The 25,965-nt window shown below is 63.8% G+C and carries 25 protein-coding genes; 17 read left to right on the forward strand and 8 right to left on the reverse strand.

Annotated features, from left to right (window positions below; genetic code table 11):
• Positions 1 to 7 precede the first annotated feature (7 nt).
• From hisB to tatC, 10 genes are all read left to right on the forward strand, one after another.
• A complete protein-coding gene (hisB, locus tag ACJRPG_RS12670) occupies positions 8 to 598 on the forward strand; it encodes an imidazoleglycerol-phosphate dehydratase HisB (RefSeq protein ID WP_408000443.1) in 591 nt (196 codons plus the stop codon).
• A gap of 22 nt (positions 599 to 620) precedes the next feature.
• Positions 621 to 1,259, forward strand: a complete 639-nt coding sequence (gene hisH, locus ACJRPG_RS12675; protein ID WP_408000444.1) for an imidazole glycerol phosphate synthase subunit HisH — start codon at positions 621 to 623, stop codon at positions 1,257 to 1,259.
• Between the two features lie 3 nt (positions 1,260 to 1,262).
• The gene (gene hisA / locus ACJRPG_RS12680) at positions 1,263 to 2,036 is read left to right on the forward strand and encodes a 1-(5-phosphoribosyl)-5-[(5-phosphoribosylamino)methylideneamino]imidazole-4-carboxamide isomerase (RefSeq protein ID WP_408000445.1); all 774 of its coding nucleotides are present in this window, start codon (positions 1,263 to 1,265) and stop codon (positions 2,034 to 2,036) included.
• A gap of 10 nt (positions 2,037 to 2,046) precedes the next feature.
• Positions 2,047 to 2,808, forward strand: a complete 762-nt coding sequence (hisF, locus tag ACJRPG_RS12685; protein WP_408000446.1) for an imidazole glycerol phosphate synthase subunit HisF — start codon at positions 2,047 to 2,049, stop codon at positions 2,806 to 2,808.
• A 2-nt stretch (positions 2,809 to 2,810) separates the two neighbouring features.
• Entirely contained in the window at positions 2,811 to 3,239 is a 429-nt protein-coding gene (gene hisI, locus ACJRPG_RS12690; protein ID WP_408000447.1) for a phosphoribosyl-AMP cyclohydrolase, read from the forward strand.
• A complete protein-coding gene (locus tag ACJRPG_RS12695) occupies positions 3,236 to 3,577 on the forward strand; it encodes a phosphoribosyl-ATP diphosphatase (protein ID WP_408000448.1) in 342 nt (113 codons plus the stop codon). The genes hisI and ACJRPG_RS12695 overlap by 4 nt, the downstream gene beginning before the upstream one ends.
• 10 nt (positions 3,578 to 3,587) lie before the next feature.
• Complete coding sequence (locus tag ACJRPG_RS12700) at positions 3,588 to 3,959, forward strand: histidine triad nucleotide-binding protein (RefSeq protein ID WP_408000449.1); 372 nt, start codon at positions 3,588 to 3,590, stop codon at positions 3,957 to 3,959.
• 105 nt (positions 3,960 to 4,064) lie between these two features.
• Complete coding sequence (gene tatA / locus ACJRPG_RS12705) at positions 4,065 to 4,304, forward strand: Sec-independent protein translocase subunit TatA (RefSeq protein WP_408000508.1); 240 nt, start codon at positions 4,065 to 4,067, stop codon at positions 4,302 to 4,304.
• A gap of 4 nt (positions 4,305 to 4,308) precedes the next feature.
• The gene (gene tatB, locus ACJRPG_RS12710) at positions 4,309 to 4,818 is read left to right on the forward strand and encodes a Sec-independent protein translocase protein TatB (RefSeq protein ID WP_408000450.1); all 510 of its coding nucleotides are present in this window, start codon (positions 4,309 to 4,311) and stop codon (positions 4,816 to 4,818) included.
• Positions 4,819 to 5,574 carry a twin-arginine translocase subunit TatC gene (gene tatC / locus ACJRPG_RS12715; protein WP_408000451.1) on the forward strand — a complete coding sequence of 252 codons (756 nt, stop codon included), beginning with the start codon at positions 4,819 to 4,821 and terminating at the stop codon, positions 5,572 to 5,574.
• On the opposite strand, the gene ACJRPG_RS12720 is transcribed toward tatC, so the two are convergent.
• From ACJRPG_RS12720 to ACJRPG_RS12745, 6 genes are all read right to left on the reverse strand, one after another.
• Positions 5,571 to 5,903 carry a hypothetical protein gene (locus ACJRPG_RS12720; protein ID WP_408000452.1) on the reverse strand — a complete coding sequence of 111 codons (333 nt, stop codon included), beginning with the start codon at positions 5,901 to 5,903 and terminating at the stop codon, positions 5,571 to 5,573. The two genes, tatC and ACJRPG_RS12720, sit on opposite strands and share 4 nt — an antisense overlap.
• A 69-nt stretch (positions 5,904 to 5,972) precedes the next feature.
• Positions 5,973 to 7,904, reverse strand: coding sequence for a DUF885 domain-containing protein (locus ACJRPG_RS12725; RefSeq protein ID WP_408000453.1), 1,932 nt, complete (start codon positions 7,902 to 7,904; stop codon positions 5,973 to 5,975).
• Between the two features lie 82 nt (positions 7,905 to 7,986).
• A complete protein-coding gene (locus ACJRPG_RS12730) occupies positions 7,987 to 8,469 on the reverse strand; it encodes a hypothetical protein (RefSeq protein ID WP_408000454.1) in 483 nt (160 codons plus the stop codon).
• Between the two features lie 68 nt (positions 8,470 to 8,537).
• A complete protein-coding gene (locus tag ACJRPG_RS12735) occupies positions 8,538 to 8,891 on the reverse strand; it encodes a hypothetical protein (protein WP_408000455.1) in 354 nt (117 codons plus the stop codon).
• A gap of 58 nt (positions 8,892 to 8,949) precedes the next feature.
• Entirely contained in the window at positions 8,950 to 13,104 is a 4,155-nt protein-coding gene (locus tag ACJRPG_RS12740) for an SNF2-related protein (RefSeq protein ID WP_408000456.1), read from the reverse strand.
• Entirely contained in the window at positions 13,105 to 15,057 is a 1,953-nt protein-coding gene (locus ACJRPG_RS12745; RefSeq protein WP_408000457.1) for a S9 family peptidase, read from the reverse strand.
• A 75-nt stretch (positions 15,058 to 15,132) separates the two neighbouring features.
• Here ACJRPG_RS12745 and hemE point away from each other — a divergent pair, with 75 nt between their 5' ends.
• The gene (hemE, locus tag ACJRPG_RS12750; protein ID WP_408000458.1) at positions 15,133 to 16,206 is read left to right on the forward strand and encodes a uroporphyrinogen decarboxylase; all 1,074 of its coding nucleotides are present in this window, start codon (positions 15,133 to 15,135) and stop codon (positions 16,204 to 16,206) included.
• 540 nt (positions 16,207 to 16,746) lie between these two features.
• Complete coding sequence (locus tag ACJRPG_RS12755; protein ID WP_408000459.1) at positions 16,747 to 18,762, forward strand: primosomal protein N'; 2,016 nt, start codon at positions 16,747 to 16,749, stop codon at positions 18,760 to 18,762.
• Here the strand turns inward: ACJRPG_RS12755 and ACJRPG_RS12760 are convergent.
• Complete coding sequence (locus ACJRPG_RS12760) at positions 18,759 to 19,646, reverse strand: ArgP/LysG family DNA-binding transcriptional regulator (protein WP_408000460.1); 888 nt, start codon at positions 19,644 to 19,646, stop codon at positions 18,759 to 18,761. The genes ACJRPG_RS12755 and ACJRPG_RS12760 overlap by 4 nt on opposite strands.
• Positions 19,647 to 19,743: 97 nt before the next feature.
• Between ACJRPG_RS12760 and ACJRPG_RS12765 the strand changes: the two genes are divergently transcribed.
• Positions 19,744 to 21,186, forward strand: coding sequence for a dihydrolipoyl dehydrogenase (locus tag ACJRPG_RS12765; protein WP_408000461.1), 1,443 nt, complete (start codon positions 19,744 to 19,746; stop codon positions 21,184 to 21,186).
• A gap of 133 nt (positions 21,187 to 21,319) precedes the next feature.
• Positions 21,320 to 22,432, forward strand: coding sequence for an HD-GYP domain-containing protein (locus tag ACJRPG_RS12770; protein ID WP_408000462.1), 1,113 nt, complete (start codon positions 21,320 to 21,322; stop codon positions 22,430 to 22,432).
• Here ACJRPG_RS12770 and ACJRPG_RS12775 read toward each other — a convergent pair.
• Positions 22,429 to 22,911, reverse strand: coding sequence for an SRPBCC family protein (locus ACJRPG_RS12775; RefSeq protein ID WP_408000463.1), 483 nt, complete (start codon positions 22,909 to 22,911; stop codon positions 22,429 to 22,431). The genes ACJRPG_RS12770 and ACJRPG_RS12775 overlap by 4 nt on opposite strands.
• A gap of 114 nt (positions 22,912 to 23,025) precedes the next feature.
• Here ACJRPG_RS12775 and ACJRPG_RS12780 point away from each other — a divergent pair, with 114 nt between their 5' ends.
• From ACJRPG_RS12780 to ACJRPG_RS12790, 3 genes are all read left to right on the forward strand, one after another.
• Positions 23,026 to 25,086 carry a UvrD-helicase domain-containing protein gene (locus ACJRPG_RS12780; RefSeq protein ID WP_408000464.1) on the forward strand — a complete coding sequence of 687 codons (2,061 nt, stop codon included), beginning with the start codon at positions 23,026 to 23,028 and terminating at the stop codon, positions 25,084 to 25,086.
• 61 nt (positions 25,087 to 25,147) lie between these two features.
• On the forward strand, positions 25,148 to 25,612 hold the full coding sequence (locus ACJRPG_RS12785; RefSeq protein ID WP_408000465.1) for a cache domain-containing protein: 465 nt from the start codon (positions 25,148 to 25,150) through the stop codon (positions 25,610 to 25,612).
• Positions 25,613 to 25,671: 59 nt separating this feature from the next.
• Entirely contained in the window at positions 25,672 to 25,872 is a 201-nt protein-coding gene (locus ACJRPG_RS12790; RefSeq protein ID WP_408000466.1) for a SlyX family protein, read from the forward strand.
• Positions 25,873 to 25,965: the final 93 nt, after the last annotated feature.

Here is a 25,965-nt window from a genome sequence, read left to right on the forward strand (position 1 = left end):
GCTTCCCATGAACCGTACCGCTGAAATTACGCGCAATACCAACGAGACGCAGATCCGTGTCGCCCTCAACCTGGACGGCACCGGCGTCCAGAAGCTGAACACGGGCGTTCCCTTCCTCGACCATATGCTGGACCAGATCGCGCGCCACGGCCTGATCGACCTGGACGTGCAGGCCACGGGCGACACCCATATCGACAACCACCACACGGTGGAAGACGTGGGCATCACGCTCGGCATGGCCATCGCCAAGGCCATCGGCGACAAGAAGGGCATCCGCCGCTACGGCCACGCCTACGTGCCGCTGGACGAGGCGCTGTCGCGCGTCGTCATCGACTTCTCCGGCCGTCCCGGCATCGAATACCACATTCCGTTCACCCGTGCGATGATCGGCGGCTTCGACGTGGACCTGACGCTGGAATTCTTCCGCGGCTTCGTCAATCACGCGCAAGTGACGCTGCATATCGATAACCTGCGCGGCACCAACGCCCACCACCAGTGCGAGACGGTATTCAAGGCTTTCGGCCGCGCCCTGCGCATGGCGGTGGAGCTGGACGAACGCGCCGCCGGCACCATCCCATCCACCAAAGGAAGCCTGTAAGCCCTTACTTCAGGCTCTGGACATGAAAAAGATCGTTGTAGTTGACTACGGCATGGGGAATCTGCGCTCCGTCGCGCAGGCCCTGCGTGCCGTCGCGCCGGAAGCGGACGTCCGCATTTCCGGCGAAGTGGCCGATATCGAAAGCGCCGAGCGCATCGTGCTGCCCGGCCAGGGCGCCATGCCGGACTGTATGCGCAGCCTGCGCGAATCCGGCGTGCAGGAAGCGCTGCTGCGCGCAGCCGAAAGCAAGCCGCTGCTGGGCGTGTGCATCGGCGAACAGATGCTGTTCGACGGCAGCGAGGAAGGCAATGCCTCCGGCCTTGGCCTGATGCCGGGCAAAGTGGTGCGTTTCCGTCTCGACGGCCGCCTGCAGGACGACGGCTCGCGCTTCAAGGTACCGCAGATGGGCTGGAACAAGGTAAAGCAGACCCGCCCTCACGCGCTTTGGGAAGGCATTCCGGACGACGCCTACTTCTACTTCGTGCACAGCTATTTCGCCCAGCCGCAGAACAGCGCGCACATCGCGGGCGAAACCGTGTACGGTGACGCTTTCTGCTGCGCCGTCGCGCGCGACAATATCTTTGCTACGCAATTCCACCCTGAGAAAAGCGCAGGCACCGGCCTGCAGTTGTATAAAAACTTCGTTCACTGGAACCCTTAAACCATGCTGCTCATTCCTGCCATCGACCTCAAGGACGGTCACTGCGTTCGCCTCAAGCAAGGCGATATGGAACTTGCCACCGTCTTCTCCGAAGACCCTGCCGAAATGGCACGCCATTGGCTGAAGCAGGGCGCACGCCGCCTGCACCTGGTTGACCTGAACGGCGCCTTTGCCGGCAAGCCGAAAAACGAAGGCGCGGTGAAATCGATCCTGGCCGCGGTGCGCGACTTCGCGGACGAAAACGGCATCGAGGAAATCCCAGTGCAGCTGGGCGGCGGCATCCGCGACCTCGATACCATCGAGCGCTACCTGGATGACGGCATCAGCTACATCATCATCGGCACCGCCGCCGTGAAGAATCCCGGCTTCCTGCATGACGCCTGCGGCGCCTTCCCCGGCAATATCATCGTGGGCCTGGACGCCAAGGACGGCAAGGTGGCTACCGACGGCTGGAGCAAGATGTCCGGCCACGAAGTGATCGACCTGGCGAAGAAATTCGAAGGCTACGGCGTGGAATCCATCGTCTACACCGACATCGGCCGCGACGGCATGATGGGCGGCGTGAACATTGAAGCCACCGTGAAGCTGGCGCAGGCCGTGCGCATTCCGATCATCGCATCGGGCGGCGTGCACACCATCGCCGACGTGGAAGCCCTGTGCGCCGTGCAGGACGAAGGCATCGAAGGCGTGATCTGCGGCCGTTCGATTTACGAAGGCACGCTGGATCTCAGCTCGGCGCAGGAACGCGCCGACGAACTGTCGGGCGACACCGAATAAGAAACCTATCATGCTTGCGAAACGCATCATCCCCTGCCTGGACGTGACCAATGGCCGCGTCGTCAAAGGCGTCAACTTCACCGAGCTGCGCGACGCGGGCGATCCGGTGGAAATCGCGCGCCGCTACGACGAGCAGGGCGCGGACGAACTGACCTTCCTCGACATCACCGCATCGAGCGATAACCGGGGCCTGATCCTGGACATCATCGAGGCCGTGGCGTCCCAGGTCTTCATCCCGCTCACCGTGGGCGGCGGCGTGCGCCAGGTGGAAGATGTGCGCCGCCTGCTGAACGCGGGCGCGGACAAGGTGAGCCTCAACACCTCCGCGGTCAGCAATCCGCAGCTGGTGTTCGATGCATCGCAGAAGCACGGTTCGCAGTGCATCGTGGTCGCCATCGACGCCAAGCAGGTTGCGCCGGGCAAGTGGGAAGTGTTCACCCACGGCGGCCGCAATGCCACCGGCCTCGATGCCGTGGAGTGGGCGAAGAAAATGGAATCGCTGGGCGCCGGCGAGCTGCTGCTGACCAGCATGGACCGCGACGGCACCAAGTCCGGCTTCGACCTGGGCCTGACGCGTGCGGTATCGGACGCGGTGAGCGTGCCGGTGATCGCCAGCGGCGGCGTAGGCGGCCTGCAGGACCTGGCCGACGGCATCAAGGAAGGCCGTGCCGACGCTGTGCTGGCGGCCAGCATTTTCCACTACGGCCAGCATACCGTGCAGGAAGCCAAGCGCTTCATGGCCGGTCAAGGCATCCCGATGCGCCTGGTGTAACCATGACGACGCCACCTGTAGCAAACGCCAAATGGCTGAACCGCGTGAAATGGGACGAGCATGGCCTCGTGCCCGTGATCGCGCAGGAAGCGGGCAGCGGGGACGTGCTGATGTTCGCTTGGATGAACCGCGACGCGCTGTACAAGACCGTGGAGCTGGGCGAAGCCGTGTACTGGAGCCGCTCGCGCAAGAAGCTCTGGCACAAGGGCGAAGAATCGGGCCATGTGCAGAAGGTGCTGGAGATCCGCCTCGACTGCGACCAGGACGTGGTGCTGCTGAAGGTGGAGCAGGCCGGCGGCATCGCCTGCCACACCGGCCGCCATGCCTGCTTCTTCAACAAGTTCGAGGGCGACCCGAAGGACGGCGACTGGCAGGAAGTTGAGCCGGTGCTGAAGGACCCGGAAACGATTTATACGGAATCCAAAAAATGAGCACGGTACTGGACCGCCTCGCGCTGCTGATCGAAGGCCGCAAGCCTGCCAACGGCGGCGACCCTGCCACCTCCTATGTGGCCAAGCTGTTTGCCAAGGGTGACGACGCCATCCTCAAGAAGGTCGGCGAGGAAGCCACCGAGACCGTGATGGCCGCCAAGGATGCGCGCGTCTCCGGCGACAGCAGCAAGGTGTTGTATGAGTGCGCCGACCTGTGGTTCCATTCCATCGTGATGCTGGCCCAGTTCGGATTGACGCCGCAGCAGGTGCTGGACGAGCTGGCGCGCCGCGAAGGCATGTCCGGCATCGAAGAAAAAGCATCGCGCCAACCAGATTAAGGAAGACAACGTGGAAAACTGCCTGTTCTGCAAAATCGCCGCCAAGAAGATTCCTTCGTCCATCGTGTACGAGGACGACGAGCTGCTGGCCTTCAAGGACATCAACCCTGCCGCGCCGGTGCATCTGCTGGTGATTCCGAAAGAGCACGTGGCCACGCTGTCCGACACCAATGCCAGCCACGCACCCCTGCTGGGCAAGATGCTGGCGCTGGCGCCGAAACTGGCGGAAGAACACGGCATTTCTGTTACCTACGACGCGGACGGCACCCCGAGCCGCGGCTACAAGACGCTGATCAACAGCGGTCCGGACGGCGGCCAGGAGGTCTACCACCTGCACCTGCATATGTACGGCGGCCCGCGCCCCTGGAAAGGCCAGCGCTGAACGAGTTTCTTCTCGTCAAAATGACAGACACATGACAGGGTCCGCATCGCGTATACTGTTTGTTCCAACCGAATTCGGGCGTTGCTGCCCTGCAAGGAGAAAATGATGGGTTCTATGAGCATCTGGCACTGGCTGATCGTCCTGGTGGTGGTCATGCTGGTGTTTGGCACCAAGAAGCTGGGCAATATCGGTTCCGACCTGGGCAAGGCCGTCAAAGGCTTCAAGGATGGCGTAAAGAACGGCGATGAGGAGAACCAGGCCAATGCGCAGCCGGCCCCGCCGCCTTCGCAAGTGACCGACAAGGGCACCATCGAAGTGGAAGCCAAGGAAAAGCACAAGGTTTAAGCAGGTGATCGATCTCGGTCTTTCCAAACTGGCCATTATCGGGGTCGTCGCGCTGGTCGTGATCGGTCCCGAGCGGCTGCCCAAGGTGGCGCGCATGGCCGGCACCCTGTACGGGCGCGCCCAGCGCTACCTGCACGACGTGAAAAACGAAGTGAGCCGGGAGATCGAGCTGGAGGAGCTGCGCAACCTGCAGAAGAATGTGCAGGAGACCGCGCAGTCCTTCAAGGAAGACGTCGAGGGTTCCCTCGCCAAGAATATGTCGGAGGTGGAGGACGCCTTCCGCATCGACAATCCGCTGCACGACGAGCATCACCACGACAGCTACGCATCGATCACCAACGACGATCTGGTGCGCAAGGCCAAGGAATTCCGCCGCAAGCGCCTGGTGCGCACCTCGGCCGTGCCGCTGTGGTACAAGCAGCGCAACGGCGGCCGCATGCATGTGGTCTCCGGCGCGGCGCGCGTGGCGCGTTTCCGTCCGCGCAGCGGCAAACCTCCTGCATCGTTCTATTAAATGAGCACTGAAAACCCGGCCGAAGAAACCTTCATCAGCCATCTCGTCGAGCTGCGCGACCGCCTTGTGAAGGCATCGATCGGCATTGTGCTCGTGACCGTGGCGCTGATGATCTGGCCCGGCCCTTCCCATATCTACGACATCATCGCGCAGCCGATGATTGCCGCGCTGCCTGCGGGCTCCAAGATGATCGCAACGGGCGTGATCGCGCCCTTCCTGGTACCGATGAAGGTCACGCTGGCGCTGGGCTTCATCCTGGCGCTGCCATGGGTGCTGTACCAGCTGTGGGCCTTCATTGCGCCCGGCCTGTATGCGCACGAGAAGCGCCTGGTGGCGCCGCTGGTGATTTCCTCGTCGCTGCTGTTTGTGGCGGGCGTGGCCTTCTGCTACTTCTTCGTGTTCGGCCGCGTGTTCCACTTCATCGCGGAATTCTCGCCGACCTCGATTGCCGTCACGCCCGATATCGAGAACTATCTCGATTTCGTGATGTCGATGTGCCTCGCCTTCGGCGCAACCTTCGAAGTGCCGGTGGTGGTGGTGATCCTGGTGCGGATGGGATTGGTGTCGCTGGCCAAGCTGAAGGAATGGCGGCCTTATGTGATCGTGGGCGCTTTCGTCATCGCCGCTATTGTTACCCCGCCGGATGTGGTCAGCCAGTTCTCGCTGGCGATTCCGATGTGGCTGCTGTTCGAGCTGGGCCTGCTGGTCTCCCCGATCTTCGTCAAGGTCACCCAGGCGCCGGAAGAAAAAGCCTAAAGCAGCTTTATCATGAGCACGGTGGTGATGCCGAGATGTAGTATCTCGACCGTAGCCAGGACAATAATTGCCGCCTGCATAATGTCCAGGCGCCGATTGATCCTATCCAGTTGTGCCTGGATGCGCTGTTCCAGTGCATCCAGCATTTCCTGAACGCGAGCCAGCATATCAGCCTTCAGCAGCGCTAAATCGGCATCGAGAGCGACCGGAGTTTCGTTGAGTACTTCCGCAAGGGCCGAAGCGTGCGCTTCGGCTTGCTCTTGGGGAACGCCAGCGGCGCTCAGCCTGCTGGTATAACGGGTAGTGTCGAAAGGAATCGGCATGGACATGATCGCTCCCTGAATTCAGATTAGCACACGGCGCATCAACGCGCCGTGTTTTCATGCCAGCCTACCTGCTTACTGCATCAGTTCCTTGATGACGCGCACAGGTGCGCTGCCGTAGCTGAGGAAGTCCTCGTGGAAGTCCTTGAGCGAGAACTTGCCGCCCAAAACCTGCTTGCGCTGCTCGCGCAATTCCATGATCTCGCTGTAGCCACTGAAGTAGCTGGTGAGCTGCACCGAGCTAAGTTGCACACGGCGCCATTTCTCTTCGGCTTCGCGCTGCGTCTGGAAAGCCTGGCGCACCAGCAGGTCGATGGCCTGCTCGCGCTGCATGCCCAGCACGTGCACGCTGTAATCGAGGATGGTGTTGGTCACGCTGCGCAGGTTCCACTTCGACCACATCAGCCACATCTCCGGCGCGTTGTCGCCGTAGCCGGATTCCAGCATCATGCGCTCGCCATACACCGCCCAGCCTTCCACCATCGCGCCGTTGCCGAAGATGGCCTTCACCAGCGACGGCGACTTGTTCGCATACACCAGCTGCGCATAGTGGCCCGGAATCGCCTCGTGGATGTTCAGGATCTGCAGCATCCAGTGGTTGTACTCGCGGAGCGTGCTTTCGGCCTGCTCCGGCGCGGCGTCATCCAGCGGGGTCACGTTGTAATAGGTCCGGTCGCCTGGACGGTAAGGGCCCGGCGCTTCGATACTGGCGCCGGCCACGCCGCGCTGATATACCGGTGTTTCGCGCACCACCAGCGGCTTGTCCTCATCCAGCGTGAGCAGGTTACGCTGCACCACGTACTGCTTCAGCAGCGGAATCTGGCGCTGGATCTCTGGGAAGAACTGCTCGCGCGGCACATGGTTCTCGGACAGCTTGGAAATCATCTTGCCGATCTTCTCTGTGCGGTCCGCGGGCTTCGGTGTGTTGGGCAGATATTTCGGCCACAGCTCCTCGGTATAGCGGTCCATGTCCGCCAGCAGCTGTTCGCGCGCCGCGAGGGCCTTCTGGTAAGTCTGCTCCGCAGTGCTGGCCGACTGGATATCGAACGCGAACTTCTGTTCATAGAGGTCGCGGCCGATGCGGAAAGAGCGCGCACTGGTGGTGGCCATCGTCTTGTCCAGCTCACCAAGCCAGGCTGCGTATGCCTCCACGGCGGTTTTCGCGGCGGCGATGCGCTGCGCAAACAGGCCCTTCTCGTTGGCGGCCAGCGGCGAGGCTTCCGCCTCCTTCGCCAGTTCATCGAGCAGGCTGATGACGCCAGGCGCCTGCTGCACGGCCAGCTGCGTGTGCTCCCGCGTAGGATTCACAATGTTCTTGCGTGCGGCCTCGTAATAGGCCGGCACGTTGGCGATGCGGCGCAGCAGGGTGCGCAGGCGCTGCGGCTTCGAGGCGTACTCGGTGTGCAGGATATAGTCGATCGGGCTGGCGATGTTGTACAGCGCCGGATTCCATTCATATTCGCGGAAGGTATTCAGGTACCACAGGTCGGACTGCAGCTTGTTCACCAGCAGCGCATGATCGGTGCGCTGCCGCGGCGACAGCTCGCGCGCATTGATCTTGCCGAGGCGTTCCATCCATTCTTCGATGAAGGCCTGCTGCCGCTGGCGGGTGGCGGGATCGAGCACGGTCAGCGTCGCTGCGGTATCGTACTTGCCCATCACGATGGCCGTTTCGGGATCGATACGCCACAGCGCGGTCAGGAACTGGCCGCTGGCGGTGTCGAAAGTGCGGTCCTGGCGGCGCTCGGCCGGCAGCGGCGGCAGGGATGCCGCCTTCTTCGTGTTCTTGCTGGCCTTGCTGCCCTTGGCGGATGACTTGGCGCCCGCCTTTTTGCTGCCCTTGCCGGATTTACCGGATTTGCCCGAGCTGCTTTTCTTGCTGCTGCTTTTCTTCGAAACGCTGGATGTTTTGGCCTTGCCGGATTTGGCCGGCTGTTTGGCTGCTTCGGCCGGCGCAAACGCCAGGCTCATCAGCATTGCGGCCAGCGCAATCTTGGTCTTGATCATTCGATAACCTCGTTAAGTCGTGCGTGGGAGATTACCACTTCTGGCGTCCGATTTGACGAGGCTGTTACATGACGCTACAAGCTCAGGCCAGCTGCCCGTCGCGGATCAGGGCCTGGTGGCGGGCATTGACCAGCGCCACGGCATCCTTGCCGCGCGCCATATGGCTCAGCACGATCTCGCTGTCCTTGGTGAAGCGGTGGCCGACACGGATGGTATAGCTGCGCAGCAGCCAGCTCCAGAAGGACTGCACGAAGGTCGCTTCGTCCATATCGCGCCACTTCACGCCCTGCACGCCCTTGGCCCACGGCAGCACGCCGGAATACAGCCACACGCCCACGTCATCGTAATAAAGCTGCACGCTACGGATAACCATCACGCGATAAATGATGATCAGCGCCGAAACAATGAGCACGGCTGCTGCAGCCAATTCTGAATACACGAACGCCAGCCTCAGCATGAAGATCATCACCACGGCGAACAGGGTGATGCCCACGTAAGCAGTCCACGCCTTGCGGCACAGCAGCGTTCCATGCGCCGCAATATCAGTAGCGTTATCCTCTTCCATCCACTAATAATTGCACAACAGCCGAGCCCGTGTCCACCCTGGGGTCTGACCCCAGGGTGGACACGGGTTCAGCCTTGGCGGCTGTCGGTGCGCTCGGGATGGTCCTGCAGGGCGAAGTGGTCGAGGATGGCGGCGATCTGGGCGCCCTGGGCGTCGCTGGCGAGGTCCACGTGCATCAGGCAGGTGTTGCGCTGCACGGGCGTGCGCAGTTCGGATTGTGCGGATTGGCGGTTGGGACTGCCGCGCGCGGGCGTGCGCGCGTTTTCGATATCGACCACGAAGTTGCCTTGCACCGGGCCGCCATCGTCTTCCAGCGTGCGCAAATGGATCGCGGAGGCGTCGATGCCCGCCGCCAGCAGGGCGTCGCGGGCCTGGTGGGCAATGCTGAAACTGTCGAATACGCGCAGCAGGGAATCGGCCATGATGTGCTCCTCGTGTGAGAACACATCATAGCGCCGCCCCTTGCGGCGCAGCGCGCGCTTAGCGCCGCAGGCCTTCCTGCAGCATGGCCAGCATGTCGTCCGCGCTCATGCGTGCGGAGAGGTCGCTGCCGTCAAGCAGGCTGTCTGCCAGCTCCCGCTTGTGGCTGTGCAGGTCGACAATGCCTTCCTCGATCGTGTGCCGCGCTACCAGGCGGTAGATCGTCACCGGGCGCTGCTGGCCCATGCGGTGCGCACGGTCCGAGGCCTGGTCTTCCACGGCTGGATTCCACCATGGATCCATATGAATCACATAGTCGGCTGCCGTCAGGTTGATGCCCACGCCGCCCGCTTTCAGGCTGATGAGGAAGACGTCGCCTTCGCCGGCCTGGAACGCATCGACGCGGCGCTTGCGTTCGGCCATCGGCGTGGCGCCGTCCAGGTACTGGTAGCTCACGCCATGCGCGTCCAGGTGCACGCGGATCAGCGACAGGTGATCCACGAACTGGCTGAACACCAGTACCTTGTGCTTGTTCTCCAGCAGGCCGCCCAGCAGCTCCGAGAACGCATCCAGCTTGCTGCTGCGCAGCCGCAGCGCGGGCGCTACCAGGTTCGGGTTGCAGCAGGCGCGGCGCAGCTTCATGATCTCGGCCAGGATCTGCATGGACTTGCGGTCCGCCGGGCCTTCGATGGCGGCCAGCTTCTCCATCGCATCACGGCGCAGCGATTCGTACAGCGCCGCTTCGTCGGCGGAGAGGTCCACTTCCAGCGTAATTTCTGTGCGTGCCGGCAGCTCGGTCAGCACCTGCGCTTTCGTGCGGCGCAGGATGAATGGGCTGATCAGGCGGCGCAGGCGGTTGCGCGCGCCGACTTCGGCCTTCGCGTCCTGCTGGCGTTCGATCGGTCCCGCAAAGCGCAGGTTGAACTGCTCCAGCGATCCAAGCAGTCCCGGATTGATGAAGCGGAACAGGTTCCACAATTCGCCGAGGTGGTTTTCCAGCGGCGTGCCGGTGACGGCCATGCGGAAACCGCCGCGCAGCGCCATCACGGCCTGCGAGCGCTTGGTGGCTGCGTTCTTGATGGCCTGCGCTTCGTCCAGCACGATGGTGTGCCACTGCTGCTTCACGAAGCGTTCCGATTCCAGCTGCAGCAGGCCGTAGCTGACGATCACCAGGTCGAACGGCCCGGCGCTCTCCAGCATTTCGGCACGGTCGCCGGCGCCGAACATTTTCACGTTCAGCGTCGGCGCAAAGCGCGCCGCTTCCGATGCCCAGTTCAGGCACACGGAGGTCGGCGCCACCACCAGGGCCGGCCCCTGCGGCACGCGCGTCAGCAGCAGTGCAAGCGTCTGCAGCGTTTTGCCCAGGCCCATATCGTCGGCGAGGCAGGCGCCCACCCCCCAATGGGCAAGGCGGGCCAGCCATTCGAAGCCTGCCTGCTGGTAGTCGCGCAGCTCGGCCTGCAGCGTGGATGGCAGCACGGGGCGGTACTCGGCCAGCGCGTCGATGCGCGCCAGGTGTTCGCGCCACATAGTGTCCGCTTCCACGCCGCTGACTTCGGAGGCCAGTTCTTCCAGCACGAAGGCCGCGAGCCGGTGCACCTTCATGCCCGCATCGTCTTCGCTGCCTAAGTCCTGCAGGTCGGTGAGGCGGCGGTGCAGTTCTTCGGACAGGGCCAGGAACTGCTTGTCGCCCAGCTGCACGAAGCGGCTCTTGCTTTGCTCGATCAGCTCCAGCAGGGTGCGCAGGTCCATCACCTTGCCTTCGTCCAGCTCCAGCTGGCCGTCGACGGCGAACCAGTCCTTCTTGCTCTTTATGTTCAGCTTGAGCTGCTTGGTGTACACCGGTTTCGTGAGGCGGAACGCTTCGCCGTCCGGCCACGCGAGCACGATATCGTCCATCGCCTGCAGCTCGGCCAGCAGTTCCAGCGCGAGGGCGGGCTGGCCGAGCAGCCATTCGCCGTGATCTTCGGTGGCTTGCTCCAGCACCGGGCATTTCAGCACCAGCTTGCGCAGGCTGTCGCGCTCCGCCACCAGGTCGCGCCGCGCCTGCACGGGTTTGCCGCCGATATCGGCAATCACGCTTTCGGTGCCGTCGCCCGGCGCGTAATATGGGCCGGCATCGGGCAACGGCCGCACCTGCACCTGCATGCGCAGGCCTTGCTGGTAAGGCAGCAGGTGCACGTGCATGCGGGTGTCGGCGTCCACCTGCTCGGCATTCGCGGCGCCGCCGCCGATGTCCGACTGCACGGTGACGACCGAGGACACGGCGCCAATCGCTTCCAGCACCTGGTCTTTCGCATAGTCCGGCACCAGCAGGCCGTCGCCGACGATGGCGGCGATGCGGCGGTGTTCTTCCTGCACGCTCACCACGCGCAGGCGCGTCGGCGTTTCCTTCACCACCACCACGCTGCTGTTCGGGTCGAGGATGGCGGGTTGCAGCGAGAGCCGCAACTGGCTGCCTTCGCTGCGGATCACCAGCTCGGGCTGGCCTGCCTGCAGCTCCACGCGCGTTTCCGGCGCATCCATCCAGAACACATAGGGGTGGCCCACCAGCGACAGCGCGGCCTGTTCGGTGTCGATGTCATAACGCAGGCCGGAGGAATAAGCCTGGCGCGACGGCGCGATGGTGCTGCTGATGCGGATATCCTGCGGCGTCAGGTAGTCCAGCTGCGCCGCTTCTTCGCGCAGGCGCTTGAGCGCTACCGGGCGGCCCTTGCCCCACTGGCCGCGCGCATCGCGCTTCTGCTCGCGCGGTTCGATCTCCACGATGCCGTGCGCCGGTGAATAGCTGACCACCCACATCAGGCGCGCTTCGCCGCCGCCATCCGCTGCGGGCGACTGCAGGTTGATCAGGGCGGAGAGCTGGCGCTGCCAGGCTTCTTGCCGCTCGAACCAGGTGCTCATGTCGCTGAAGCCGAGCTGCTCGCGCAGCGCCGCAGCGTGTGTCGCAGCGCTGGCCTCGCCCAGATGGCCCAGCAGAGCAGAGGCCTGGCCCGCAATCAACTGGAAGCCTGCCGCTTCCGCGTGCTGCACCAGGTCCTGCAGCTCGGCCTTGCGCTGCTTCAGCTGCGGCAGCGAGAGCCAGTAGTAGAGCAGGGCCTGGAACATCTGCGGCTGCATCGCGCTCTCCCAGGCACGCGACAGCACCACATCGGTTTGCATGGTGCCGGCCTTGATCTGGCGCAGCATGCTGAGCATGCCGTGCACCGGCAGGTCCGGATTGGCCTGCGCATGGACGGCCAGCTCCAGGTAGCTTTCGGCCGTCTTCAGGTGCTTCGCCTCGCCATTGCGCAGCAGCGACAGAACGTAGAGATGCCCGCCCAGGCCCTGGAACAGGTGCTTGCGCTTGCCGGACTCGCGCCGTATCGATTTCAGCGCCCCCTCGAAGCCCGCAATGGCTGCGTTGGTATCCCCGCGCAGCGCCTTAACCGTGCTGGAGAAATACTGCGCCAGTGCGCCCTCCATGCCTTCAAGGTAGCGCGCGGCCTCCTTCAGCCGGCCACACAGGATGGCGTGCTCCGCGAGCGCCAGGCGCAGGGCTTCGCTGACGGCTTCTCCGGCGGCTTCGCGCCGCTGGTAGTGGCGTTCGGCGAAGCCGCGGATCTGCGGCGCCATTCCCGGTTCGCGCTGCGTGTGCAGGAGCAGCAGCATCAGCACATCGTCCAGCAGCAGCGGATGCACCAGCATCAGCATGCCCGGTTCGAATGGCCGCGTGAAGATATCCACAATCGGATGCAGTTGCGCCGCTTCGTAGCACACCATGCAGGCTTGCAGCAGCGGCGCCACCTGCTGCGGATTCTGGCTGCGCAGCAGCGCCATGCGCAGGCGCGCCACGCCGTGGCGGTAGCTGCGCGGTTCGTAAGCGCCATTCCAGCTCTGGCGCATCGGCGTCAGGGTTTCATACGCCTTGCAAAGATCGTTCAGGATATGGCCGCCAATGGCGGCGCGGATCGCCGGCCAGCGCAGGCGGCCATTGCACATATAGCCGCGCCCGGCCACGCTGCTGATGAAGGCCACGCGCTCCAGCTTCAATACGGCGTCGTCCAGTGTCAGTACCGTGAAGGACTTTCCGTTTGCGTCGGTGACACCGGCCTTCACCATGTGGTCGAGTACGGCCGTGCGGCCCATCGGTTCGCCGACCAGGGCGAGCAGGGCAAGTACGGCTTTCTCCGAGGCGTGCAGCGCCTCGAATTCGGTAAGAAGCTGGTCGCTCATTTACGCCGGAAGATTGTGGATCTCCACTTGCACGGCATCGCCGGTGGGCAGGCCGAACATGCGCTGGTAGAAGTACAGCTCCGCCTCCAGCGTGCGCACAATGTTCTCTGCCTTGCGGAAGCCATGGCCTTCGCCTTCCAGCGGCACATAGGCGACGGGCACGCCGCGCGCCTTCAGCGCTTCCACCATTTTCTCGGACTGCTGCGGCGGCACCACCTTGTCATCCAGGCCCTGGAAGAAGATCATGGGGCGCGACAGCTTGTCCGTGTGGTTGATGGGCGAGCGCTGCTGGTAGAGTGCAGCGGCTGCCGGTTGCGGCGCAATCAGGTATTCGTTGTAGTGCGATTCGAACTTGTGCGAATCGTCGTCGAGCCCCTTGAGGTCGGATACGCCGTAGTAGCTGGCCCCGAGCTTGAACGTGTCGTGGAAGGTCAGCGCGCATAGCGTCGTAAGTCCGCCGGCGCTGCCGCCGCGGATGATCAGGCGCTCCGGATCGGCCATGCCGCGCTCCGCGAGATAGCGCGCGCCCGCAATGCAGTCCTCCACATCCACAACGCCCCACTGGCCTTTCAGCGCGTCGCGGTAGGCGCGGCCGAAGCCCGTGCTGCCGCCGTAGTTCACATCCAGCACGCCGAAGCCGCGGCTGGTCCAGAACTGAGTCGCCAGTTTCAGCGTGCTGGCCGCCATGCCGGTCGGGCCGCCGTGGCTGATGACGATGACCGGCGGCTTCGTGCCTTCCGGCGCGCGCACATCCTGGTTGGCGGGCGGGTAGTAGAAGGCGTAGGCAGTGCGGCCGTTCACGCTCGGATAGCTGATGCTTTCCGGGACCGACAGGTAGCCGGTATGCGGCAGGTCCGGAATCGACTGCGCCAGCACTTCGAATTCGATATTGGCCAGGTCAACGCGCACGATCTCGGCCGGAATGGTGGGCCCGCCGCCCAGCAGCGCCACGAAGCCCGGCGCCACGCGCAGCTCGCGGATCTCCTGGTAGGGATTGCCGATCGGCTCCAGCTTGCCGCTGCCGATGCGCAGGTGCGCCAGCTTGCTCACGCCCTGCTCGATATAGGTGCAGATAATGTCGTTCGCGCTCAGGAAGCCATACATGCTGTTGCCGAAGGTCCAGTGCGGGCCCGCGAATTCGGCTTCGATGGGGCACAGGGCTTCCACCTTCCCCGAGTGCAGGCGGTACAGGTTCCACCAGCCGCTGCGGTCGGAAACGAAGTGCAGCTGGCCGTCCGGCGACCACTCCGGCTGGCAGATGGATTCTTCGGCGCCGCCCGCCACGCAGACGGCCTTGCCCAGCGAGCCGTCATGCAGCACCTCGGCCAGCCACAGTTCCGTGCCCTGCCAGGGCATGCGCGGATGGTCCCAGGTCAGCCAGGCCAGCGACTGCCCGTCCGGCGACAGGCGCGGCGAGGAATAGAAGTCATGGCCCTGCGCCAGCACCGTTTCGCTGCCGTCATAGCCTACCGCGCACAGGGTGTTCACCGGCTGCGCGTGCGATGCCGGGTCTTCTGCATGCTCCTCGCGCACCGCGATCAGGCGCTGGCGGCGGCTGTCCGGCACGAAGTCGGCAAAGCGCTGGCGCCCGGCATTGGTGAAAGGATGGGCATCGCCGTCGCCGCGCTGCATATACAGGCGGTTGTCGGCGAAATTGGAGAAGAAGATGGTGTCGCCGGATACCGTATAGGCGCCGCCGCCGTATTCATGCACCCGGGTGCGCACATTGAAGGGCGCCGGCGTCAGCTCGTCGATCTGCTCGCCGTGCAGGCGCTGCAGGGCATTGCGGCCCGCCTCGGCGGCGCGGCCTTCCAGCCAGTACAGGTCCATGCCGTCATCCCCGCCCAGCATCAGCGAAGACAGGGGCACCGAACCCGCCGCCACGGTTGCCGCTTCGATAGGCGATGGCCAGGTACCGAAAGGGGCAGTCAGCGGGGCGGGCGAGAATGTCATGGGGACTCCGAATCACGAAAAAGTAGCAGCAGGAATGCGATAATAACTCTTTCGTCCCGCTTTTGATTGCCTCTCATGCCACAATTTGCCCCTCTCAAGAACGATACTTTCCTGCGCGCCCTGCTGCGCCAGCCAACCGAGTACACCCCGGTGTGGCTGATGCGCCAGGCGGGCCGCTACCTGCCGGAATACCGCGCCACGCGCGAGAAGGCGGGTTCGTTCATGGGGCTGGCCACCAACCCGGACCTGGCCACCGAAGTCACGCTGCAGCCGATCGACCGCTATCCGCTGGACGCCGCCATCCTGTTCTCCGACATCCTGACGGTGCCGGACGCCATGGGCCTGGGCCTGTATTTCGTGGAAGGCGAAGGTCCGAAATTCGAGCGTCCGCTGAAAACGGAAGCCGATGTGCAGGCGCTGCGCCTGCCGGAACCGGGCTCGCTGGACTATGTGTTCAAGGCCGTGACCCAGATCCGCACCGAGCTGAATGGCCGCGTGCCGCTGATCGGCTTCTCCGGCAGCCCATGGACATTGGCCTGCTATATGGTGGAAGGCCAGGGCTCGCGCGAGTTCCACACCATCAAGAAGATGCTGTATGGCCGCCCGGACCTGATGCACCACATCCTGAACCTGAATGCCCGCGCGGTGGCGGAATACCTGAACGCCCAGATCGATGCCGGCGCCCAGGCGGTGATGATCTTCGATTCCTGGGGCGGCGCGCTGGCCGACGGCGCCTACCAGCAGTTCTCGCTGCAGTACATGCAGAAGGTTGTCTCATTGCTGCAACGCGAGAAAGACGGCGTCAAAATCCCAGCCATCGTGTTCACCAAGGGCGGCGGCCACTGGGCCGGGGAGATCGCCGGTATTGGCGCCGATGCCATGGGCCTGGACTGGACGGCCAACCTGGGCAAGGTGCGCGAACAGGTGGGCCACAAGGTCGCGCTGCAGGGCAATCTCGATCCGGCCATCCTGTTTGCCAATCCGGACCAGATCCGGGCGGAGGTCGTGCGCGTGCTGGAGTCTTATGGCAGGCACAATACCGGCCACGTCTTTAACCTGGGTCATGGCATCAGCCAGTTCACACCGCCAGAATCGGTGGCTGTGATGGTGGAAACGGTTCACGCGCATAGCAAGGCGATGCGCGGCTGAGCTGCACCCCCCAGTTATACACATTTTTTTCTGCTGGGGAAGGAAAAGCGGCGATTTCTTCCTCAGAGGGAAGCCTCTTGCTAAGTCACTGTATTTGTTGAGGTTTTCCTTTGGTGATTTGAGCAATATTTTGCTATAAGTAAACCTTATTCGTAGAGGCAGCAGATGTTGCAGTGGTATTCTCCACAAAGTTATCCACAAAAACTGTGGAGAAATTTGAAAACTGCTTAGTAAACCGGCACTTAGTAAAAATATTAAAGTTGCACATCAGGTTTCTGTTGCATCGCCGCATACGCGGTGCGGCCCCAAGTACAAAAAAAGACTTGATTTTGGGCGCGTTCTGGGGTTGGCGGTCCCGACTTATGCACAGAAGGCATGAAGAAATGACGGTTTTGGCTCCTCTGGGAAGGCATTTGCAAGTGGCTGATTTTAAAGAAGAAAAAAACTGTGTTTTCAGGCCAATAGCGTGTAATCCTACAAATCCCATGTTACTTTCTTCCCTTCGCTCTGCCCTTGTTCACAAAGTTATCCCCAGAATCTGTGGATAGTTCCTGCATTCTCCGCATTGCCCTCGACACGCCGCTGAACGCGGTGTTCGATTACCGCTGGGCTGGCGATGTGCCGCAGCCGGGCCAGCTTGCCGTGGTGCCCTTCGGGCGGCGCGAGGTGGTGGGCCTGATTGTCGAGATCCTGCAGGAAACGGATGTGCCTGCGGAGAAGCTGAAAGATGCGATGGCCGTGCGCAGCCAGCTGGCGCCGCTGTCGCCGCAATGGCTGGCGCTGGCGGGCTTTGCCGCCGAGTACTATCAACGCCCGCTGGGCGAGGTCGCCTTGCCGGGCTTGCCGAAGAACCTGCGTGTGCTCACCACGGTGGCGCTGGACCGCGCCATCAAGAAGCTTGCAAAGCAGGAGGCCGTGCATGACGCGCAGCCGGTCGGCATGCCCGCGCTGAATGCCGCCCAGCAGGCGGCGGCGGATGCCATCGGCGGCGCCCAGGGCTTTCAGCCCGCGCTGCTGTACGGCGTGACGGGCAGCGGCAAAACCGAAGTCTATCTGCAGGCCTGCGCCCAGGTGCTGGCGCGCGAGCCGGATGGGCAGATCCTGATCCTGGTCCCCGAAATCAATCTAACGCCGCAGCTGGAAGCCAATATCCGCGCGCGCTTCCCCGGCGTCATGCTGTCCACGCTGCACAGCAGCCTGTCCGAAGGCGAGCGCATGTTGCACTGGCTGGCCGCGCATGAGGGGCGCGCGCGCATCGTGCTGGGCACGCGGCTGGCGGTGCTGGCATCGATGCCGCATCTCAAGCTGATCGTCATCGACGAGGAGCACGACCCTTCATACAAGCAGCAGGAAGGCCTGCGCTATTCGGCGCGCGACCTCGCCGTGTGGCGCGCATGGCAGCTGCAGATTCCCATCGTGCTCGGTTCCGCCACGCCCTCGCTGGAAACCTGGCATCACGCCCTGTCGAAGCGCTACCGCAAGCTGGAGCTGCGCGAGCGCGCCGTCAAACAGGCTGTGCTGCCGGCAGTGCGCCTGCTCGATATGGAGCGCGACAAGCCGAAGGACGGACTGACTTCGCAACTGGTGTCGGCGCTGCGCCTGCGCATGGAGCGCGGCGAACAGTCGCTGCTGTTCCTGAACCGGCGCGGCTATTCGCCGGTGATCTGCTGCGAGTCCTGCGGCTGGATCAGCGACTGCAAGCGCTGCACAGCCTTCATGGTGCTGCACAAGCCGGAGCACCGCCTGCGCTGCCACCACTGCAGCCTGGAGATGCGCATTCCGCGCCACTGCCCGACTTGCGGCAATGTGGACCTGCAGCCGATCGGGCGCGGCACGCAGCGCGTGGAGGAAGGTTTGCAGGCGCTGTTTCCGGAAGCGCGCATCCTGCGCATCGACGCCGACTCCACCCGCCGCAAGGGCAGCGCGCAGGAGGCTTTCGATACCGTGCACCGCGGCGATGTCGATATCCTGATCGGCACGCAGATGGTCGCGAAGGGACATGACTTCAAGAAGCTCACGCTGGTCGGCATCCTGAATCCCGATACGGCGCTGTTCTCGCAGGACTACCGCGCCAGCGAGCGCCTGTTCGCGCAGCTGATGCAGGTGGCGGGCCGCGCGGGCCGCGCCGCGCAGAAGGAAGGCGGCAGCGCCAGCGAAGTGCTGATCCAGACCCGCTACACCCAGCACCCGCTGTATGCGGCCGTCGTCAACCACGACTACGACCATTTCGCGACCGCGCTGCTGGATGAACGCAAGCAGGCGGGCCTGCCGCCCTACCTGTTCCAGGCCATGCTGCGGGCGGAGGCGCCGGAGCTGGCCACGGCCATCGACTTCCTGCAGGCGGCGCGCGACGGCGTCGAGCATCAGGGCATCACCATCAACGATCCCATCCCCATGAGCATGACGCGCGTGCACAATGTGGACCGCGCCCAGCTGCTGGTGGAGTCGGCATCACGGCCCGCTCTGCAGGCTTTCCTCAAAGTGTGGATGACGGAACTGCGCGCCATGAAAACGCGCGTGAAGTGGTCGCTGGAAGTGGACCCGCTGGATATCTAAGGCTGCACCAGGTAGCGCCTTGCCGTGGTGAGCACCTGTTCGGTGAGCGCGCGCGTGAAGGGGGTGTCCAGTTCCCATGCATGCCAGTACAGGGGCACGTCGATGTAGTTGCCCGGCGAGAGGTCAACCAAGGTGCCCTGCGACAGCGCATGCGCCGCCTGCAGGTAAGGCAGCAGGCCGTAGGCCAGGCTGTTGAACAGCGTGTCGTTGAGCGCCGTGGACAGCGGCAGCGTATGGTGCGGGAACTGGCCCTCGAACGCCAGGTGCTCCTTCAGGAAGCGCGACATCAGCTCGCGGTCGTGTACGACGGCCGGCGCCAGCGGCACCGCCTCGCGCATGAAGCCGTCGCCGAACCAGTGGCCTGCGAAAGCAGGCGTGGCCACGCACACATAGCGCATGGCGCCCAGCGGCGTGGCCGATGGGCCTTTCAGTTCCGCCGCCGCACCTTCCGCCACGCAGCCGAACACGCCACCTTCGCGCAGCAGGTGCATGGCCGCGCCATGTTCGAGTGCGCGCACATCGAGCTGGCAGCGGGGCGGCGACAGCAGCGGCGGCAGCACCAGCGGGAACCAGGTGGCCAGGCTGGCCGCGTCCACCGCCACCGAAATCTCCGGCATGCTGACGCGGTGGCCCAGGTCGATGTCCAGCGCGGCCTCCATCAGCTTCACGCTGCGGTAATGGGAAATCAGGCGCTGGCCCAGGCCGGTGGCTTCGGCCGGCGAGCCGCGCACGATCAGCAGGCGGCCGGCGGCGTCTTCCAGCGCCTTGATGCGCTGGGAGACGGCGGGCTGGCTGATGCCGAGCGCTGCCGCCGCCTTGTCGAAGCTGCCGTGGCTGGCGACCGCATCGAGCACGGCAAGGGCGCGGTAATCGAGATTTTCCATAAGTGAAGCTTATAGAAAGCAAAAAAGATAAGCAAGGCTAATACAACTGTGCGAGGCCGCCCCGGCGCAGATCAATACTTGCGTGTAGTATCGCCACATGAACGAACTACACACTGATGTCGCCATCATCGGCGCCGGCACTGCCGGACTGACGGCCTACCGCGCTGCCCGCGCCGCAGGCAAACGTGCGGTGCTGATCGAGGGCGGGCCCTACGGCACCACCTGCGCCCGCGTGGGCTGCATGCCCAGCAAGCTGCTGATCGCGGCGGCCGAAGCGGCCCACACGGCCGAAAAAGCGGAGGCTTTCGGCGTCCATGCCGGCCCGGTGCGCATCGATGGCGAAGCGGTGATGGCGCGCGTGCGCAGCGAGCGCGACCGCTTTGTCGGCTTCGTGCTGGAAGGCGTGGACGAGATTCCGGCCGAGGACAAGCTGCGTGGCTACGCGCGCTTTACGGCGCCGGACCGGCTGCTGGTCGGCGACCACACCGCAGTGCAGGCCGAACGCATTGTGATTGCCACCGGCTCCTCGCCCATCGTGCCGGAAGAATGGCGCAAGGCCGGCCCCGGCGTCATCAGCAGCGACGCCGTGTTCGAATGGACTACCCTGCCGGAATCGGTGGCCGTCATCGGCACCGGCGTGATCGGCCTGGAGCTGGGCCAGGCCCTGCACCGGCTCGGCGTACGGGTCGCCATCGTTGCGCGCGGCAGCAGCGTGGCCCAGCTGGGCGATCCGGAAGTACTGAAAACGGCCGGCGCCGTGCTGGCCGAGGAACTCGACCTGCGCTTCCAGACCCAGGTGGTGAGCGTGGAGGCCGATGGTGGCCAGCTGGCCTTGACCACGCGGGGCGCGGATGGCGAAGAGCGGCGCGAGCGCTTCCAGTTTGTGCTGGCCGCCATCGGCCGCGAGCCGAACGTGCACGCCCTGGGCCTGGAATACGCGGGCATCGAGCGCGACCGGCGCGGCATTCCGCTGTACGACCGCCACACCATGCAATGCGGCGCCAGCCCCATCTTCATCGCGGGCGACGCCAACGACGAACTGCCCCTGCTGGGGGAGGCCGCCGACCAGGGCCGCATCGCGGGCCACAACGCCGCGCTTTACCCGCAGGTGGAGCCCGGCCTGCGCCGCACGCCGCTCACCATCGCCTTCACCGAACCGAATATCGTCACCCTCGGCGCGGACTACCGCGACCTGTGCGCCAGCCATCATGGCCGCTTCGCTGTGGGACATGTGTCCTTCGCCAACCAGGGGCGCAGCCGCGTGATGCTGCAAAACCGGGGACTGCTGCGCGTCTACGGCGAATACGGCAGCGGCCGTTTCCTGGGCGCCGAAATGATCGGCCCGCGCACCGAGCATATCGGCCACCTGCTGGCCTGGTCGGTGCAGGCGGGCCTGACGGTGAAAGCCATGCTGGACATGCCCTTCTACCATCCGGTAGTCGAGGAAGGCCTGCGCACCGCCCTGCGCGACCTGGCCCAGCAGCTGGCCCGGCCGCCCGGCAGCGAGCCGGATTGTCCCGACTGCACCCCCGGCCCGTGAGGCAAAAACAACAGCTGCATCGCGCGCTATTGAAATTTAGCCATAAAGCTTGAAAATTTGCTATAGACTCTTGATTCTTGGCAATATTCGTCCGCAGAAGACGAGCTACACTATAAGAATCAAGAGGGGCGGCATGGGCATCCGGCGACTGACATATGGCGATATCCGCGAGGGGGAAACCGTCGCGTGGGACGTCTATGGCGAAAATGGTTCGCTGCTGGTGCGCAAGGGCCACCGCATTGCCAACGAAGCCCAGGTCGAAAGCCTGGTGGCGCGCGGCTTCATCGAAGACCTCAGCATGCCTTCCGAACTTGCGCCCAAGGCCGCCGAACCGGTGTCGGCGCTGCGCCTGCTGACCCAGGCAACCGGCCATCTGGCCCCCGTATTGCAGGGCATCGTCAGCGGCGCCAGCAATGTGCGTCCCCTGCTGGAAGATATTGCCAGCCTTATCATCAAAGCCGTCGAAGTCAGCGACGAAGTGGCCGCCGCCAGCGTGCTGCATAACCAGCGCAGCGGACCCTACCGCGTGCGCCATTGCGTCGACACGGCCGTGGTGGCGCTGATTGCGGCGCGCGCCATCAAGCGCAGCGAAGAGGAAACCCGCAGCATGGTGCTGGCCGCGCTCACCATGAACGTGGGCATGCACAATGTGCCCGAACAGGGCGAGCTGTCGGAAGCCGACCAGGCCGTGGTGCGCGCGCATCCGAACACCGGTTCGGCGCTGCTGCGCCAGGCCGGCATCGACGATGAACTATGGCTGCTGTGCGTACAGGCCCATCATGAGAATGAAGACGGCAGCGGCTATCCGGCCGGGCTCAAGGGTGAGGAGATTCCCGCGCCCGCCAAGCTGCTGGCGCTGGCCGACCGCTACTGCGCCCGCGTGGCCGACCGCGCCAGGCGGCGCGCCATGCTGCCCAACCTGGCGCTGCGCGACATCCTGCTGGAAGCGCGCCAGGGCCTGGACGCGCAGCTGAGCGCAGTGCTGATCCGTGAGCTGGGGGTGTACCCGATCGGCACCTTCGTGCGCCTGCAGAACGGGGAAATCGGTGTGGTATGGCGGCGCGGCAGCAATTCCACCACGCCGCGCGTACTGTCCATGATAGGCCCGCGCGGCGCGCCGCTGGAGCCCTTCCTGCAGCGCGATACCCGCGTGGAGATGAACAGCATCCGCGATGTGCTCAGCGCGGAACAGGCGCAGATAGAGCTGCGCATGGAAACGGCCTGGGGCCGCGCCGCCGCGCCCTAATTCAGCAGGGCATCCAGCCGGCCTTCTTCGGCGAGGGCGCGCAGCACGCGGATGGTGTCGATATCCGATTCCTGGTAGGCCGAGCGGCGGAACTCGTCATACATGGCGTTGGCTTCGTCGGTCGCGGCATCATGGTTGTCGTCGTACTCGAAGCGTACATACAGGCGGTCCGGCTGCGGTTCCTCGATGGTCATGGTCAGGCTGGACTTGCTGATCTCGCCCTGCGCCGCCACTTCCACCCGCACCCGGTGCGGGTATTCCAGCAGCACGCGGTCATTGATGACCAGGTCGCCGTAGCGCTGCACCCGGCTGAAACTGGTTTCGCTGCGGTCGGCAATCGTGCATTCGTCCAGGTGCGGCACGAACAGTTTCGGCGACTCCGCGCGCAGCACCAGGCCGCGCCACAGCTGCTCGTGGCTGATGGTATCGATCAGCGGGTTCAGCGGATCGTTGATTTCAATGAGGTGCTCAAATTTCATAGTGCTGGCTCTTAAAAGAGGAGGCTTGATGCCACTATATTCTGCCGCAGGCCCAAATATCAATGCTTGTCGCGTTACAATGACCGGCTGAGTTGTTCCTTCCTGCCTGAAATCATGTCCAATGCACCACAATTTGGCCTTAACGGGCCGCAAAGCGAAGCCGTGCTGTATCTCGACGGTCCCGCCCTTGTGCTGGCGGGCGCGGGGTCCGGCAAGACGCGCGTCATCACGCAGAAGATCACGCACCTGATCGAAGACCGCGGCTACGATCCGCGCACCATCGCCGCGCTGACCTTCACCAACAAGGCCGCGCTGGAAATGCAGGAGCGTGTGGGCAAGATGCTCAAGCAGCCGCGCCAGGCCAAGCTGCTGACCGTGTCCACCTTCCACTCGCTGGGCGTGAAGATACTGCGGCAGGAAGCCAACCACCTGGGCCTGAAGGACCGCTTCTCCATCATGGACAGCGACGACTGCTATTCGCTGGTGCAGGATCTTGCCATCACCACGGACAAGCAGCTGATCCGCCGCATCCAGAACGATATCTCGCTGTGGAAGAACGGCCTGGTCACGCCAGAGCTGGCGCTGCGCAACGCGCAGACCGAAGACGAAGCGCAGTCGGCGCGCATCTACGCCAGCTACGTCGCCACCCTGTCGGCCTACCAGGCGGTGGACTTCGATGACCTGATCCGCCTGCCGGTGGAACTGTTCCGCAACGTGGACACGGTGCGCGACAAATGGCAGCGTCGCCTGCGCTACCTGCTGGTGGACGAATACCAGGACACCAACACCTGCCAGTACGAACTGGTGAAGCTGATGGTCACGGGCCTCGGCAAGAAGCCCATGTTCACGGCGGTGGGCGACGACGACCAGGCCATTTACGCGTGGCGCGGCGCCACCATTGAAAACCTGAGTAACCTCAAGGTCGACTTCCCCGACCTCAAGTTGATCAAGCTGGAACAGAACTACCGCTCCACCACGCGCATCCTGCAGGCGGCGAACGCCGTCATCTCGAACAATCCCAAGCTGTTCGAGAAGGCGCTGTGGTCCGAGCACGGCCTCGGCGAACCGATCAAGGTGCACGCGATGGCGAACGACGAGCAGGAGGCCGAGCAGGTTGCCATCATGATCTCGGCCGACCATTTCGAGCGCAAGAACAAGTGGTCCGACTACGCGATCCTCTATCGCGGCAATCACCAGGCGCGCGTGATCGAGCAGGCGCTGCGCAACCAGCGCATTCCCTACACCATCTCCGGCGGCCAGAGCTTCTTCGACAAGGCGGAAATCAAGGACATCATCGCCTACCTGCGCCTGCTGGCCAACCAGGACGATGACCCGGCCTTCATCCGCGCCGTGACCACGCCGCGCCGCGGCATCGGCCAGTCCACGCTGGAAGTGCTGGGCGCCTTCTCGGGCCAGTGGCAATGCTCGCTGTTCGAAGCCGTGTTCAAGGGCGGCATCGAAGCGAAGCTGAACGACCGCCAGTTGAAGCCCTTGCGCGATTTCTGCAACTTCATCAACAACCTGGAATCGCGCGCCAGCCGTCCCGGTCCTTCCGGCAGCGGCGACAATGCGGCGCAGGTGCTGGACGACCTGATGGAAGCCATCAATTACGAGCACTACCTGTACGACTCCTTCGAAGAGCGCGCGGCGCAGAGCAAGTTCCAGAACGTGCTCGATTTCGTGAACTGGCTGAAGGACCGCGGCCGCGGCGGCAAGGACCGCGAGGGCGAAGAACGCAATGTGCTGGAGCTCACGCAGATGGTGGCGCTGATGTCCATGCTGGAGGGGAAGGACGAAGACCCCGATGCGATCCGCATGTCCACCCTGCACGCCTCGAAAGGGCTGGAGTACCCGCACGTGTTCCTGGTCGGTGTGGAGGAAGGCATCCTGCCGCATAAGGGCGATCCGGATGCGCCGGTGGAAACGCTGGCCCAGCGCATCGAGGAAGAACGGCGCCTGATGTATGTGGGTATCACGCGCGCGCAGCGCACCCTCCAGCTCACGTGGTGCAAAAAACGCAAGCGTGCCGGTGAACAGGTGCATTGCGACGTCTCGCGCTTCATCGCGGAGATGCAGCTGGATGTTGGCGATGCGCCGCCGAAGGAATCTGAGGTGTTAACGCCACGCGAACGGCTCGCGCGCATGAAAGAGTTACTTTCTGCTCCCAGAAGTTAATGTTCCGGTGCTAGGATGGGTTACGCCATCCGGCGCTACATAACTATATGGGAGACTTGAAATGATTGACTTTTCTGCACGTAAGCTGCTGCTCGCCGGCGTGATCGCCGCCGTTTCCGTCACCGCCGGCGCGGCGGAGATGGCCACCAAACCGGAAGCCGAAGCCATGGTGCGCAAGGCCGTGGCCTACCTGAAAGCGAACGGCCGCGACAAGACCTTCGCCGAGGCAAGCAAAAAAGACGGCCAGTTCGTGGACCGCGACCTGTACATCACCATCTACACCACCGACGGCACGGTGCAGGCGCACGGCGCCAACGCCCGCATGATCGGCAAGAACACACTGGAAATGAAGGACGTCGACGGCAAGGCCTTCATCAAGGAGCGTATGGCCATCGCCGCGAAGAAGGCGCCGTTCTGGCAGGAATACAAGTTCACCAATCCGGTCAGCGGCAAGATCGAACCGAAAGCCATGTACTGCATTCCCGAAGCAGACCTCGTGCTGTGCGGCGGTGTCTATCTGAAGTAATCTGAAGTAAGATGCGGGGCCGCGCCGATACGGCGCGGCCCAATCGCGGAGAACAAGCAGTGAGCAGTGAAGACCGTTTCATCGATATCGAAATCAAGCTGGCGCACCAGGAAGACCTGGTGGAGTCCCTGAACCAGCGCGTCTACGAGCAGCAAAAACAGATCGACAAGCTGGAAGCCATGCTGCAGGCCCTGGCCGAGCATATGCGCAACCGCGACGCGAACCAGCAGCCGCTGAACGAGCGTCCGCCGCATTACTGATCGTTCGTCGGCGCCGGATGCAGTTCATCCACGCGGTACGGACATTCGTCGGAAAAGCACTGGCGCCAGCGCCTGCAGCGGCTATGCTGCGCG

Origin of the sequence: Pseudoduganella rhizocola, from assembly GCF_045984285.3 — a bacterium.
Lineage (GTDB): Bacteria > Pseudomonadota > Gammaproteobacteria > Burkholderiales > Burkholderiaceae_D > Rugamonas.

Bases quoted from the DNA above. Each gene is read 5' to 3' on its own strand.
- hemE (WP_408000458.1), top strand. From the start codon at position 15,133: ATGCCACAATTTGCCCCTCTCAAGAACGATACTTTCCTGCGCGCCCTG.
- ACJRPG_RS12735 (WP_408000455.1), bottom strand. From the start codon at position 8,891: ATGGCCGATTCCCTGCTGCGCGTATTCGACAGTTTCAGCATTGCCCAC.
- ACJRPG_RS12725 (WP_408000453.1), bottom strand. From the start codon at position 7,904: ATGATCAAGACCAAGATTGCGCTGGCCGCAATGCTGATGAGCCTGGCG.
- ACJRPG_RS12730 (WP_408000454.1), bottom strand. From the start codon at position 8,469: ATGGAAGAGGATAACGCTACTGATATTGCGGCGCATGGAACGCTGCTG.
- ACJRPG_RS12740 (WP_408000456.1), bottom strand. From the start codon at position 13,104: ATGAGCGACCAGCTTCTTACCGAATTCGAGGCGCTGCACGCCTCGGAG.
- ACJRPG_RS12695 (WP_408000448.1), top strand. From the start codon at position 3,236: ATGAGCACGGTACTGGACCGCCTCGCGCTGCTGATCGAAGGCCGCAAG.
- hisB (WP_408000443.1), top strand. From the start codon at position 8: ATGAACCGTACCGCTGAAATTACGCGCAATACCAACGAGACGCAGATC.
- ACJRPG_RS12770 (WP_408000462.1), top strand. From the start codon at position 21,320: ATGGGCATCCGGCGACTGACATATGGCGATATCCGCGAGGGGGAAACC.
- hisF (WP_408000446.1), top strand. From the start codon at position 2,047: ATGCTTGCGAAACGCATCATCCCCTGCCTGGACGTGACCAATGGCCGC.
- ACJRPG_RS12745 (WP_408000457.1), bottom strand. From the start codon at position 15,057: ATGACATTCTCGCCCGCCCCGCTGACTGCCCCTTTCGGTACCTGGCCA.
- ACJRPG_RS12760 (WP_408000460.1), bottom strand. From the start codon at position 19,646: ATGGAAAATCTCGATTACCGCGCCCTTGCCGTGCTCGATGCGGTCGCC.
- ACJRPG_RS12785 (WP_408000465.1), top strand. From the start codon at position 25,148: ATGATTGACTTTTCTGCACGTAAGCTGCTGCTCGCCGGCGTGATCGCC.
- hisA (WP_408000445.1), top strand. From the start codon at position 1,263: ATGCTGCTCATTCCTGCCATCGACCTCAAGGACGGTCACTGCGTTCGC.
- ACJRPG_RS12765 (WP_408000461.1), top strand. From the start codon at position 19,744: ATGAACGAACTACACACTGATGTCGCCATCATCGGCGCCGGCACTGCC.
- tatC (WP_408000451.1), top strand. From the start codon at position 4,819: ATGAGCACTGAAAACCCGGCCGAAGAAACCTTCATCAGCCATCTCGTC.
- ACJRPG_RS12720 (WP_408000452.1), bottom strand. From the start codon at position 5,903: ATGTCCATGCCGATTCCTTTCGACACTACCCGTTATACCAGCAGGCTG.
- hisH (WP_408000444.1), top strand. From the start codon at position 621: ATGAAAAAGATCGTTGTAGTTGACTACGGCATGGGGAATCTGCGCTCC.
- tatA (WP_408000508.1), top strand. From the start codon at position 4,065: ATGGGTTCTATGAGCATCTGGCACTGGCTGATCGTCCTGGTGGTGGTC.
- hisI (WP_408000447.1), top strand. From the start codon at position 2,811: ATGACGACGCCACCTGTAGCAAACGCCAAATGGCTGAACCGCGTGAAA.
- ACJRPG_RS12775 (WP_408000463.1), bottom strand. From the start codon at position 22,911: ATGAAATTTGAGCACCTCATTGAAATCAACGATCCGCTGAACCCGCTG.
- ACJRPG_RS12780 (WP_408000464.1), top strand. From the start codon at position 23,026: ATGTCCAATGCACCACAATTTGGCCTTAACGGGCCGCAAAGCGAAGCC.